Origin of the sequence: Thiomicrospira sp. ALE5 (genome assembly GCF_900112445.1) — a bacterium.
Taxonomy (GTDB): domain Bacteria; phylum Pseudomonadota; class Gammaproteobacteria; order Thiomicrospirales; family Thiomicrospiraceae; genus Thiomicrospira.
This window is the reverse complement of the sequence record NZ_FOYY01000003.1, coordinates 1304478-1317568: the sequence shown is the minus strand read 5'-3', so window position 1 is coordinate 1317568 and position 13091 is coordinate 1304478. Positions and strand designations below refer to the sequence as shown.

14 protein-coding genes are annotated in these 13091 nt (G+C 42.8%); 6 read left to right on the top strand and 8 right to left on the bottom strand.

All coding sequences use genetic code 11. The annotated features are described in order from the left end of the window. Positions 1–84: 84 nt before the first annotated feature. Both hemF and BM293_RS06400 read left to right on the top strand, forming a co-directional pair. The gene (gene hemF / locus BM293_RS06405; RefSeq protein WP_093447702.1) at positions 85–1035 is read left to right on the top strand and encodes an oxygen-dependent coproporphyrinogen oxidase; all 951 of its coding nucleotides are present in this window, start codon (positions 85–87) and stop codon (positions 1033–1035) included. Between the two features lie 4 nt (positions 1036–1039). Next, positions 1040–1420: an RNA-binding S4 domain-containing protein gene (locus BM293_RS06400; RefSeq protein WP_093447700.1), complete on the top strand. Its 381-nt coding sequence runs from the start codon at positions 1040–1042 to the stop codon at positions 1418–1420. Here BM293_RS06400 and BM293_RS06395 read toward each other — a convergent pair. The 5 genes from BM293_RS06395 to recF all read right to left on the bottom strand — a co-directional run bounded on the left by BM293_RS06395 (position 1377) and on the right by recF (position 8344). Next, on the bottom strand, positions 1377–3044 hold the full coding sequence (locus BM293_RS06395; protein ID WP_093447698.1) for a sensor histidine kinase: 1668 nt from the start codon (positions 3042–3044) through the stop codon (positions 1377–1379). The two genes, BM293_RS06400 and BM293_RS06395, sit on opposite strands and share 44 nt — an antisense overlap. After that, positions 3041–3493 (bottom strand): hypothetical protein, encoded by a 453-nt coding sequence (locus BM293_RS06390; RefSeq protein ID WP_234968924.1) that lies wholly within the window; start codon positions 3491–3493, stop codon positions 3041–3043. Before BM293_RS06390 ends, BM293_RS06395 begins: the two co-directional genes overlap by 4 nt. Positions 3494–3744: 251 nt before the next feature. Next, on the bottom strand, positions 3745–4677 hold the full coding sequence (locus BM293_RS06385; RefSeq protein WP_093447696.1) for a phosphoribulokinase: 933 nt from the start codon (positions 4675–4677) through the stop codon (positions 3745–3747). Positions 4678–4742: 65 nt separating this feature from the next. Next, positions 4743–7178, bottom strand: a complete 2436-nt coding sequence (gyrB, locus tag BM293_RS06380; RefSeq protein ID WP_093447694.1) for a DNA topoisomerase (ATP-hydrolyzing) subunit B — start codon at positions 7176–7178, stop codon at positions 4743–4745. 71 nt (positions 7179–7249) lie between these two features. Continuing rightward, on the bottom strand, positions 7250–8344 hold the full coding sequence (gene recF, locus BM293_RS06375; RefSeq protein ID WP_093447692.1) for a DNA replication/repair protein RecF: 1095 nt from the start codon (positions 8342–8344) through the stop codon (positions 7250–7252). A 163-nt stretch (positions 8345–8507) separates the two neighbouring features. Here recF and rpmH point away from each other — a divergent pair, with 163 nt between their 5' ends. The 4 genes from rpmH (at position 8508) to BM293_RS06355 (ending at position 11627) form a co-directional block, all read left to right on the top strand. Then, a complete protein-coding gene (rpmH, locus tag BM293_RS06370) occupies positions 8508–8642 on the top strand; it encodes a 50S ribosomal protein L34 (RefSeq protein ID WP_093447690.1) in 135 nt (44 codons plus the stop codon). An 8-nt stretch (positions 8643–8650) separates the two neighbouring features. Then, on the top strand, positions 8651–9088 hold the full coding sequence (gene rnpA, locus BM293_RS06365) for a ribonuclease P protein component (protein ID WP_093447688.1): 438 nt from the start codon (positions 8651–8653) through the stop codon (positions 9086–9088). Continuing rightward, the gene (yidC, locus tag BM293_RS06360) at positions 9085–10767 is read left to right on the top strand and encodes a membrane protein insertase YidC (protein ID WP_093447686.1); all 1683 of its coding nucleotides are present in this window, start codon (positions 9085–9087) and stop codon (positions 10765–10767) included. The genes rnpA and yidC overlap by 4 nt, the downstream gene beginning before the upstream one ends. Before the next feature lie 71 nt (positions 10768–10838). Further along, the gene (locus BM293_RS06355; RefSeq protein ID WP_093447683.1) at positions 10839–11627 is read left to right on the top strand and encodes a sulfite exporter TauE/SafE family protein; all 789 of its coding nucleotides are present in this window, start codon (positions 10839–10841) and stop codon (positions 11625–11627) included. Here BM293_RS06355 and BM293_RS06350 read toward each other — a convergent pair. The 3 genes from BM293_RS06350 to BM293_RS06340 all read right to left on the bottom strand — a co-directional run bounded on the left by BM293_RS06350 (position 11624) and on the right by BM293_RS06340 (position 13083). Then, positions 11624–12076, bottom strand: coding sequence for a hypothetical protein (locus tag BM293_RS06350; RefSeq protein ID WP_093447681.1), 453 nt, complete (start codon positions 12074–12076; stop codon positions 11624–11626). The two genes, BM293_RS06355 and BM293_RS06350, sit on opposite strands and share 4 nt — an antisense overlap. Before the next feature lie 5 nt (positions 12077–12081). Continuing rightward, a complete protein-coding gene (locus BM293_RS06345) occupies positions 12082–12468 on the bottom strand; it encodes a hypothetical protein (RefSeq protein ID WP_093447679.1) in 387 nt (128 codons plus the stop codon). A gap of 96 nt (positions 12469–12564) precedes the next feature. Then, a complete protein-coding gene (locus BM293_RS06340) occupies positions 12565–13083 on the bottom strand; it encodes an adenine phosphoribosyltransferase (protein WP_093447677.1) in 519 nt (172 codons plus the stop codon). Between the last annotated feature and the right edge of the window lie 8 nt (positions 13084–13091).

Below are 13091 nucleotides of genomic sequence, written 5' to 3'. Positions count from 1 at the left end.
CTCGATCACTGGTTATAATGCTGTATATATATTGCTTTCCAAAAGCAGAATTTTAAAAGCGTAACTGTCAGTTAAGGAAGATACATGACCGATCCTAGTCAAATTAATGTTGAAGCGGTAAAAACCTATCTATTGAATTTACAAGATGATATTTGCGAGCAATTACTTGCAGAGGAATCAGCAGCGGTTGAGTTTCTAACGGATTCTTGGGAACGAGAGGTTGAGGAGGGTGCAATGGGCTTAACTGGCGGCGGGCGTTCTCGAGTTCTTGAGCAAGGTGATGTCATTGAAAAGGGTGGTGTTAACTTTTCGCATGTTCGTGGAAAGACCTTGCCAGTATCGGCTACAGCGCATCGCCCTGAGTTAGCAGGTCGTTCATTTCAAGCACTAGGTGTTTCACTCGTTATTCACCCACGTAATCCTTATGCACCAACCTCTCATGCTAATGTCAGGATGTTTATTGCCGAAAAAGAAGGTGAAGCGCCCGTTTGGTGGTTTGGTGGCGGGTTTGATCTCACGCCCTTTTATCCATTTGAAGAAGATGTGGTGCATTGGCACCAACAAGCTAAGCAGGCTTGCGATCCTTTTGGTGACCAAGTGTATCCAGAATACAAAAAGTGGTGCGATGATTATTTTTACCTAAAACATCGTAATGAAACGCGTGGTGTGGGTGGTCTGTTTTTCGATGATTTAAATGCGCCTGGGTTTGAACAGAGTTTTGCCTTGATGCGCTCAATTGGTGACCATTATATTAAGGCCTATCGTCCGATTTTAGCACGCCGAAAAAATTGTGAGTATGGTGAGCGGGAGCGTGATTTCCAACTTTACCGTCGTGGTCGTTATGCAGAATTTAACTTGGTGTTTGATCGTGGCACCTTATTTGGTTTACAAACCGGTGGACGTACTGAGTCAATTTTGATGTCAATGCCACCATTAGTGACTTGGAAGTATAACTATCACCCTGAACCTGGCAGTGCAGAGGCCAAGTTGTATGATTTCTTAACGCCACGTGATTGGTTAAAGACGGCAAGTTAATGCCATGACGAATCTAGAGAAGGTAAGATTGGACAAGTGGCTTTGGGCAGCGCGGTTTTTTAAAACGCGAGGCTTGGCCTCTGAAGCTTTAAAAGGGGGTAAGGTCGAATTAAATGCAAGTAAACCCAAGGCAAGCAAAATGCTTGCTATCGGTGATGAATTAAAAATAACCCAAGCACATCGGAAAGTAGAAATTACAGTTGTACAATTATCTGATAAACGAGGCAGTGCTGAGCAAGCTCAAACCCTATATCGGCTTAAATCAGAAGTATTAATCCAAAATAAAAACCCTGATAACCAAGCGTTAGTGGGTTTTCGTGAGAAGGGTAAGGGACGACCAACTAAACGCGAACGTCGGCAGTTGTCGGATTGGCTGGGGAATTGAAGCTTAATCGAAAACAAGTTCCTTCTCCAACCTTAGATTCGACAGTTAATTCGGCGTCGTATAAATCGGCAACATTTTTAACAATCGCTAGGCCAATGCCAACACCTTCATCAGTCGATTTAGTCGTATAAAAAGGCATTAGGCATTGTGCTTGTTGTTGAGGCGTCATGCCACAACCATTATCTTCCACTTCTAAAGTAGTCTTATCCGTTTCTCGAAACAGTCGTATCTTAATCCAGGCTTGTGAAGTATCGAATGTGTTTGTAAGTGATTTATGTTGAATAGCATCTTTGGCATTAGCAATTAAATTGACTAGTAGCTGTTCTAACTTATGATATTCAATAAACAATAAAGGCACATTGTAGTCAATTTCTTCTATCAACTTTATTTTATCCAAACGATAAGCTTGTTTAACAAATCCAATTGCCGATTCAATGACATCGGGTACCTTAACCCATTCAGCAGGAGCTTGTTCTAGGCGTGCAAATGACCGAATATTGCGCACAATTTTGTCAGCACGATCGACTTGCTCAATAATGGTTTGATCTAGCTCCAGAGCAAATTGATTGTTTTTAGTTGACCAGGCCTGCTGGTGTAGACTTTGTAAGCCCTCTGCGCCCAATCTTATTACCGCTAAAGGCTGTTTAACTTCATGAGCAATACCCGATGCCATTTCACCTAATGTTCGTAAACGACTCAAGTGCGCCATTTCGGTTTGGTGTTTAAGCTCGGCTTGTGCCGATCGCAGTGCCTGAATATTTTTGATCAAAACAATGTAGTAACCTTGATGATCATATAGGTGTGACTGAACTCTACTGATCGTCATTAAGCCGATCTGACCATAGTACAGCCCTTTTTTAAAGCGCACCTCTATTGGACTGGTCTGGTTTTTATGTATCAGGGTATCGATAGGTTGGCCATGCAGAGGCTGTATAAGGCTATTTAGGTTTGATTGAAGTGGAATGACTTTGCTAGCAGAAGGGTTTTGATCAACAATAATACCCTTAGAATTAATGATTAATAGTAAGTCTTCAATACTATTTAAGATAGATTGATTGTGCTGTTGTGCATTAATAAGTTGCTGCAAGAGATTTTTAAGTAATAACCAAAATGCGAGTAATAAGAATAAGATCAACAACAGTGTAATCAGTAGCTTATTTTTTAAATCACTAATGAGACGTTGGTAGTTGATTGGATTGACCAGAAACTTAGCATTTGCTAAAAGCATGGCTGTATTTTTATCAAAAATAGGTATGCTTACTTTGAAGCAATTGGTGCAAGCTTGACCATCAAACAACGGTGGTTTATCAATTAAGCCAGGATTAAATTCAAGCTTAATCGCTTTGATAAAGGGTTGCTGATTATCATCGTTATAAAGCAGTAATAAACTGGTTGCGAGAGAGGTTTGGTGTTGATCTGATAATAGGTCGTAGTCGGCGAGTGGACTGGCAATATTGTTGACTAAAAGGGTCGCTTGATCCTGCGCTTCCTGTAAGAGTCGTGGTTGCAATACCTGAAAAAAATAAATCAACGAAGCAGTCATAACCAGTAGGCTAATAGCGATAAAGCCAAGCCCAAGTTTTGTTTGGGTTAAATGAGTGGTATCGACAGGCTTGTTGTTCATGGTGCTTCCTGTGTCGGGTAGTGACTAGCAATGCTATTAAAAAAAGGTCTGAAAGCCCAATGTCTTTTAGCAATCTTAGCCGTGTTTAACTGAGGTCTGATTCCAGCCTTTACCACAAGTCCAACATCTACCCCTCTAGCCACACTGCCAATAAAGGGTGCAAAACTTAAAGTATGTGGCTGGTTTAAAGCCTTGAGCATTTCTGCAGTTATAAGATTAGGGTCAGTTATAAAAACGAGGTTTAAGTAATCATCACTCAGGGTTAATTGATTTGGTGTTAGACCGGAAACAAGTTGATATTCAAGATTAAGTTGATTTGATAGTTGATTAGCCGTTGTTTGCGCATATTGCAGATTGGCTTGATTCGAGTAAATAATGATTAACTGTTTTGGAAGCGGGTCAGCGGGTTCTAATGCTTGAATAATACGTGGAAAAAACTCTCCACCCACGAGCAGCAGCCTTGAGTCTCGTGCGTCAAGTGCTTGACTAGTAGAACTTAAACTAAAAAGTATCAAGCTGGTTAACAGCAAGACTAGATAGTTAATGGGTTTAGTTTTGTTACACACCAAGTGCTAGAACTCTGTACTTAACATTGTTAAGTAATTATTGTACCAACTAAATGTGCAAAATAGCGAAAGGAAAACTGTAAATAAAAAACCCGCTCAGAGGAGCGGGTTGGATCTTAGCGCAAGCGGGGGCATTATTTAGCTAATGCAGCACGCTTTCGTTCAACTAAATTATGGATGATTGGCGACATTAATAAATCCATTGCCAGTACCATGTGCTCAGAGTTATAAACCAAGGTTTCAGGTGTTTGTAACCAAGCACCCGGAATCTTGTCAGCAATGGCTTGTAAATCAATATCTTGATGACGAACATGAGTGACCATAAGTGAGTTTTTAGGCTCGGGTACTAAGGCCGCTTCATCTTTTAGTGTCGAGAAGGGGTCAGATGTATCCACCAAAGGTACACGATGGAAGTTAATATGAGTACGGTGGAACTGAGGTACGATGTATTCAATGTAATCTTCCATACGTTCTAAGATGACGTCTCTTACCTGACCTACTGAATAAGGGCGTTCGGATGTATCACGATAGATTTTTTGCATCCATTCAATATTAACAACCGGACACACACCTATACCCAAATCAACGTATTGAGCAACGTCATGCATACCTTCTTCAGGGCCATGGTCTTTACGTTTAACCATGCCGTGCAAACCTTCATAAAATAGAATGTCTGTGCCTTCAGGCAGGTCTTCCCATGGCGTAAACTCGCCTGGCTTAAGATTGGTACCTAAACGAGCGTTCAATTCTGCCGCTTCTTCGTCACTATGAATATAGTAACGACGTTTGCCGGTACCGGTTTCACGGTATTGTGCAAACAGTTCTTCAAGCTTTTGAAATTCGTTAGCATGCTCAGAAAAGTGTGTTAACACGCGAGAACCATTGGCTTTACTTTCGGCAACCTTTTCACGCATGGCCATGCGATCGTATTTATGGAAGCTATCGCCTTCGATAATCGCGGCATTAAGGTTTTCACGCGCAAAAATTTTCTCAACAGCACGTTTAACAAAAGATGTGCCCGCACCTGAAGAGCCAGTTACGGTAACGATTGGATGAATTGCAGACATATATAGCCTCCTTCTAATCAATGAAAGATTTCATTGCGACCGATAGGGTCAAGTTAAACAAAAAATTAAACATCAATATTTTCCGCTTTGAGTGCATTACTTTCAATAAAGTCGCGTCGCGGTTCAACATGGTCGCCCATTAGAGTCGTAAAGACTTGATCGGCTGCGATAGCATCTTGGATATTGACTTGTAATAAACGGCGTGTTTCTGGGTTCATGGTGGTTTCCCAAAGTTGATCTGGGTTCATCTCACCTAAGCCCTTGTAGCGTTGAACGCTTTGCCCACGTTTTGCTTCATTAAGTAGCCAGTCGAGTGCTTCGGCAAAGGATGCAACTGGTTGCTTCTTTTCTCCCCGTTGGACATAAGCTGAAGAGCTAAGTAAGCCATCAAGTGTATCATTGAGCTTAGCCATGGCAGCATATTCGGGTGACATAAAGAACTCTTCACTATACACCTGACTAGTTAGGGTGCCATGTTCGCGCAGTGCCAGACGAATATGGAACGTTGAATTACCCTCTAATGCGGGCTCTACGTGCAAGTTATAAGTGACCTTTTGCAACTCACCGAGAGCCTGTAGTCTGGGCTCCACTTCACGAGTCCAGTCTGAAAGCGCATCATAATCGTTTAACTGATTAATAGCGAGCGCTGAAGTTTCAGTGAGTAGTTGAAGAAAAGTTGGGCTATAACGGCGGGATAGTCGGCTAATAATTCGCTTTACCTGTAAGTATTGTTTAGCAAGTTGCTCTAGCGCGACCTCTTTAATACTAGGACCCTGTTCATTTACCCAAAGCGCAGATGAATCAAGCGCATTATTTAATAAATAGCCTTCTAGTTCTGCATCGTCTTTTAAATAAGTCTCTTGTTTGCCTTTTTTCACTTTATAAAGCGGTGGCTGGGCAATATAAACATAACCGTTTTCGATCAACTCAGGGAGTTGTCGGTAAAAAAAGGTCAGTAGCAGGGTACGAATATGCGAACCGTCCACGTCGGCGTCAGTCATAATAATAATGCGATGATAACGTAATTTATCAAGGTTATATTCGTCAGGGCCAATACCACACCCTAAGGCGGTAATAAGTGTGCCGACTTCAGCCGATGAGATCATTTTGTCAAAACGAGCCCGTTCTACGTTTAGAATTTTACCTTTGAGCGGTAAGATGGCTTGGCGGCGGCGATCACGGCCTTGTTTAGCAGAACCACCAGCGGAATCACCCTCCACCAGATAAAGTTCGCTTAGCGCGGGATCTTTCTCTTGGCAGTCGGCCAGCTTGCCAGGCAGGCCTGCTATGTCTAGCGCACCTTTGCGACGCGTCATTTCCCGTGCTTTACGAGCGGCTTCTCTTGCTCGAGCTGCATCCACAATTTTGGCAAACACGGCTTTGGCCTCAATGGGGTTTTCGAGTAGATATTCGGCCAATTTTTCGTTCATGGCCGTTTCCACAGCTGATTTCACCTCGGATGAAACGAGTTTGTCTTTGGTTTGCGATGAAAACTTAGGATCAGGGACTTTAACTGAAATAACAGCGGCTAAGCCTTCACGGGCATCATCGCCAGAAACATTGATCTTGAACTTTTTATTGAGGCCTTCTTTTTCAATATAACTATTAAGCGTACGCGTGAGTGCGGCACGAAAACCTGATAAATGGGTTCCGCCATCACGCTGAGGAATATTGTTGGTGAAGCAGAAAATAGATTCTTGGTAGGCATCAGACCATTGCATTGCGACTTCTACGGTAATATCGTCTTTAACGGTTGAGAAGTGGAAAGCTTTGGCATTAATGGGCGCTTTATTGTGGTTAATAAAATCAACAAAGGCTAAGATGCCGCCCTCATATTCAAACACCTGCTTGCGGTCATCACGTTTATCAATCAGCTCGACATGTACCCCAGAATTCAGGAAGGATAGCTCGCGCAAGCGCTTTAGCAAATAATCAAAGTTAAACTCAGTGATAGTAAAAATTTCGCTACTTGGCTTAAAGCGAATTTCAGTCCCTGTCTCACTGGTATCTGCTACCGCGGCTAATGGTGCTTGAGGCACACCTAAATGATAGGTTTGCTTCCAAACCTTGCCATGGCGATTGATCGTTAGGTTGAGTTCTTCAGATAAGGCATTAACAACCGACACCCCTACACCATGAAGACCACCGGAAACTTTGTAAGAATTATCATCAAATTTTCCACCTGCATGTAAAACAGTCATGATGACTTCGGCAGCTGATACACCTTCTTCCTGGTGAATATCGACCGGGATACCACGACCGTTATCGGATACAGACACCGATCCGTCGGTATGAATAATAACTTTTATAGTATCGCAGTGGCCGGCAAGGGCTTCATCTATCGCGTTATCTACTACCTCAAACACCATATGGTGTAAGCCAGAGCCATCGTCCGTATCGCCTATATACATGCCTGGACGTTTACGAACAGCGTCAAGACCTTTTAAAACTTTAATCGAGGATGAATCGTATTGAGAAGGTTCGATAGGCGTTGTAGACATAGTTTTAAGTACTTTTTAACAGGCTAAATAATCGTATGATTTTACCACAGAATTTGAATAATTTGTGGGTGCTAGTGAGTGAGCGTTATTTCGCCTTGTTGAATGTAAATTGTCTTGGGTTTGCCCTTGCTCATTTTGGGAATAAGTTCACTCGCGGTTGTGCTAACAAGGTGTTGGATTTGCATCTCTTGGAGAAGGTTGAGCAACTTAAAACGGTGGGTTTCATCCAATTCTGCAGGTAAATCATCAATAAGCATAATAACCGATTCGCTTGTTTGTTCGGCAAGATGCTGTGCTTGTGCTAATAGCATCGAACAAACAAACAGCTTTTGTTGTCCTCTTGATAAGCGTGACAAGGCGTCCTGTTGGTCGACCTTTATTTTGATGTCCATCCGGTGAGGACCATATTGAGTATGGCCTAGCTGGCTATCTTTAATCAAGTGCGATTGCAGGATTTGATGAAGATCGGTTGACGGGTTATGCCAACCAGGGAAAAAACTCAAAGTTAATTGATGTTGTTGGTTAAATCGCGGCATAAGATATTCTGCAAAGTCATGCAAAATAGGTTGGAGTTGATGTAGATAGTCCATGCGAATCTGATTGATCTGCGTGCCGGCAGTCACTAATGTTTTGTCCCAAAGGGCAATTTGATCCTGAGGGCAGCGTTGCTTAAGGGCCATATTTCGTTGTTTGAGTGCGCGCTGAAATTGCTGCCAATGGGTTAAAAAATCGGGGTAGTGATAAAAACAGCCCCAATCTAAAAAACGTCGTCGTGCCTTGGGGCCTTCGGTCAGTAATTGATGGCTTTCAGGGGTCAGTAGTTGCAGTGGTAAACATTGGCTTAGTGCTGATTGACTGGTTGCTTTTTTGCCATTTAAATGGATATCTGTTTTTTCGTTATCACGGTTTACACCAAGTCGATATTGGCGTGTTTGATGCGCCACATCACAAAAAATTGTAAAGGCTTGATGGTCTTGTTGAATAAGTTGTTTGGGTTTATTAGTCCGAAATGATCGCCCACTCGCTAGATACCATAGCGCTTCTATGATGGCGGTTTTACCAGCTGCATTATCACCCACAATAATGTTTTGGCCGCAATCAAGCTCCCAATCTAGTTGCTCAATGTTACGAAAGTTCTGCAACTTGAGTTGTTTAATGCAAGCCATCTTGAAGCTCAATTACGCCTTAAAAAAATTAACAGCATTCTAACATGCCGATTTCTGCTAAATTTCAAATGTTTAGTGCGATTAAGCTTGCAATTGAAGGGGTGCTTAATTTAGAATTCACTGTTCAAATTTTTTGATCAAATTATTGCAATAGGATTTAAACATGAAACGTACATTTCAACCCAGCGTAATCAAGCGCAAGCGCAATCATGGTTTCCGTGCTCGCATGGCAACTAAAAATGGCCGTAAAGTGCTTGCAGCACGTCGTGCTAAAGGCCGTGCACGCTTGGCAGTATAAACAGCATAATGACCGTCCTTAGCGATAGTCATCCCATCGCTGTGGCGGCAGCGCCTTCTGATGCGCTAGCCCGCCAAACCTTCCCTAAAACTCTTCGTCTACTGACCCCAAAACAATATAAACAAGCATTTGAGCAGGCACAAAAGTTTGCCAACCGCCATTGGACATTGATTGTTAAAGCTAACCAGCAGCCTATACCTAGATTGGGTCTTGCTATCTCAAAAAAGCAACTGGCACGTGCTGTATGGCGAAATCGTATAAAACGCGTCGCTCGAGAAGCATTTCGTCAACATAAAATTGACTTATGCGGTTATGATATTGTGGTTTTGGGGCGTAAAGGAATGGAGCGTGTTGATTCAGCACAATTACACGCCAGTTTTGAGCACCTTATTAAAAAAATTAAACTCAGTGAGTTAAATAAGCTTAGCGTTAAGGAACAAGCATGAATATGAAAGCGTTTTGGTGGATCGCATTAGCCTTCACCGCCATGTGGATTTGGTTTGAGTGGATGAAGTTTTCCGCTCAGCCTACTACAACGACTGTCAGTAGTGTAGAGCAACAAGCTGAACGAGATTTTGATGTCCCTGCACCTAACATTAGCCGTGAAGCAGATGTAGCTAGTCAGTCTGATGTGCCACGTGCTGCGGGATCAGCCGTTGTTCCCCAGCAGCAACGTATTCGCATTGAAACTGACGTATTGCAATTAGAGGTTGATACGCTAGGTGCGGATATTCGTGATGCCCGTATTATTCCGCACGGCATGCCACGTGACCCTGAAACACCATTTCATTTAATGAGTGACGAAGGGCCGCTGATATATTTTGCTCAAAATGGCTTGGTTGCTAATCCTGATAGTGGCTTACCTGCACCAACCCATCGCGCCGTATTCGATACGCCTCAATCAGAATATGTCATGACCGGAGACACATTACGTGTGCCTTTTACATGGCGTGAAGGCGGAGTGGAAGTAACGAAGTATTATGTCTTCACTCGCGGCTCTTATTTGATAGACGTAGAGTTTGAAGTGACTAACCTTACTGACCAGGCCTGGTCAGGTAGCTTGTACTCTCAATTTGTTCGTACTGCGTTTGATCCTTATTCGCAGAGGTTAATGTATACCTATACCGGTCCAGTTTATTACGATCATTTTAGTGATGATAAAAAATACAATAAGATTTCATTTAGCGACATAAATTCACAACCACTGGAAAATAAAATGACTCAGGGTGGTTGGGCTGCGATGATTCAGCATTACTTTGTTACTGCGGTGGTGCCAAATCAAAATGTAACGAATATTTTTTATGCTAATCAGGTTGAACCAGGGCGTTATCGTATTGGGGTTGTTGAACCTGAAGTACAGATTACCGCTGGCGCAACCGAAACCCTAGCGTCGCAAATCTACATTGGCCCAACTGAGCAAAATGTGTTGCGTCAGATTGCACCAGGCCTGGAGCGAACCATTGACTATGGTATGTTTACCATCTTGGCTGAGCCTTTATTCTGGTTGCTAAACCACATTAACAATATCGTGGGTAACTGGGGTTGGTCGATTATTGTGTTAACGATTTTGATCAAGTTGGCCTTTTACTGGTTATCAGCGAAGAGTTATTACTCGATGGCGCGGTTGCGTAAGTTCCAGCCTAAGCTAAAACAGTTGAAAGAAAACTATGGCGATGACAAAGTAATCTTCCAACAAAAAATGATGAAGCTCTATAAAGAAGAGAAGATCAATCCATTAGGCGGCTGTTTACCGATTCTGGTGCAGATGCCGGTGTTTATCGCACTCTACTGGGTATTAATTTACTCAGTCGAAATGCGTCAAGCCGAGTGGATGTTGTGGATCACTGATTTATCAGTCAAAGACCCGTACTTTGTATTGCCGATTTTGATGGGCTTAACCATGTGGATTCAGCAAAAGCTTAATCCAACGGCGATGATGGATGAAATGCAGCAAAAAGTGATGAAGTTTTTGCCGTTTATCTTTACTATCTTCTTTATGTGGTTCCCGGCAGGTTTGGTACTTTACTGGCTAATGAACAACATCCTATCGGTTGCGCAGCAGTGGTACATTACGCGCAAAATTGAGCGGGGTGAAGCCGCAGAGGCCAATGCCAAAAAACGCTAATTTTTAGTGTTGTAAAGTATTTAATAGGACCATGGTTTTGCCATGGTCTTTTTGTTTTAAAGGACCTAATCTTGATTATTGAGTTAGCCATTTATTTAGCCGCTGGTGCTATAGCCGGATTGTTAGCAGGCCTGCTAGGAATTGGCGGTGGGTTGGTGTTGGTTCCCATCTTAAGCTCGGTATTTTTGATTTACCTTGATACCCCCTATATCGTACATATCGCTATTGCTACGTCATTAGCGACTATTTTAGTCACTTCAATAGGTTCGGTATTTAGCCATCATCGTCACGGTGCGGTCAATTGGCGGCTGATTGCGATTATGCTGCTAGGTGTCAGTCTGGGCGGATTTTTAGGCGGCTGGAGCGGTCAGTTCTTTGCGACTGCGGTATTGGCGATTATGTTTGGCTTGTTAGAGATATTGATCGCCTTACAATTATTAATAGGGAAACACCCCCCTCCTCAACGTAACCTACCGGGTAAGTTAGGTTTGAATACAGCTGGAATAGGGATTGGTTGGTTATCGTCTTTGCTAGGTGTGGGAGGCGGCTCGATGCTCGCACCCTATTTTGCGTTTCACAATATGACCATGCGCCAAGCGATTGCGACTTCGTCGGCCCTGGCTTGGCCGATTGCCTTGATGGGCACCTTGGCGTACATGATAGCGGGCTGGAAAGTGGCAGACTTGCCTGATTATACCTTGGGATTTGTATATTGGCCGGCCTTGTTAGCCATAGTGTCGGCGAGTACAGTAATGGCATACTTTGGGGCTAAGTTGACCCACCGTATGCCAGTTAAGTTTCTAAAGCAAGCATTTGCAATTATGTTGCTGTTATTAGGGATTAAGATGTTATTTTTTTAATCTAACCAAGCGGGCTTAGGGCTTGGTTCGCCCGATTTTTCATAGCCGTAGTCGACAAACTGATGTAAGGTTTGATCATGGCAATGAATCAGTTCAATAAGCTTGGGATCATCTGTGGTGATGGTTGCCAATACACCTTGGTCACAAAGTGTATATGCAAAGTTGAGTTGATCCTTATATTCGAACAAAGCGGCAAATAAGGGATCCCAAGAGCGTATTGCGCGGCCTGCAGCAAAGCGTTTTTCCATACCTAGAACATGGTCATGAATCAACTTCACTAATTTAGGATCATCACTGCCTGTTAAAGCTTCGATGCCATTAGATAATGGCTTCGTTTTTCGATAGAGTTGTTGGTGGTGTTTTAAGAGTTCACTAAAAATAGCTTGGTCGTGTCGATGGGCTTCATCGCTACCACGACCAAATCGATAGTTTAGACTATCTTGATGCATCTAAATTAAGATGCATCAGCACTAATTGAAGTAGATGATGAAAGATCAGCTGCGCCAGTTTGCATGCCAAAGAAGTTTGATTCAGCCTGTAATGCAGAAGCATAGGTTAAACCTGATGTCATATTGTTTTGCTCAGTGGTAGCATTTTCAACGTTGACTGGTTCACTGACTTGTTGTGTTGGCTGCAAATTTAAATAGTCTATGGGAGCAGACTCAGGTGTGCTGTTAAGATTGACCTGTGTGGCTGCAAACGGTTGCTGTTCATTTTCTATCGAGTCAGTCGCAGATTGCGACGCGTTCAAAGTATTTGTATTGGCAGACTCTGGATTTATCATGCGCCCCATTTGTAGCGATGCCATAGATTGCATGGCAGGATTGATTGTAGTGCTCATGATGAAACCTCCTAATACTGTTTAGTTATAGTATTACATACCTTGTTTGTATGAATCAAGGGAAGCCACTAGGCTCAATCGTGTAACCAATATGATTTAATCTTGATATTCAATGACTGAGCGTACTGTCTGTCCTTGATATTCAAACTGATTAAGCGCTGTTAAATTGATAACGCAGGCCATGCCCGCAATCTTGTAACCTACTTGTTCGCAGAGTTGGCAAGTGGCATTAAGTGAGCCGCCGGTCGCAATTAGGTCATCCAGAATTAAAATGCGAGAGCCGTCGCCTTTTTGCATTTGCAATGAGTCTTTGCCGTACTCTAAGCCATAGTCAATCGATGCATGAACATTTGGGAGCTTGCCGGGTTTGCGTACTTTGATAAAACCTTTCTGGTGTTTGTAGGCTAGCGCTGCTGCAAAAATAAAACCTCGTGATTCAATACCCGCTAGCTTATCTATTTGTTGCCATTCGTCAGCTGTATATAATGTGCTTATTGCATCAATAGTCGCATTAAAGTGATCACGAAGCAGTGGCGAGATATCGCGGAATAATATACCTGGTTTAGGAAAGTCTTGAACATTATCAATGTATTGTGCGAGTGGGTGTAAAGACATAAATATAC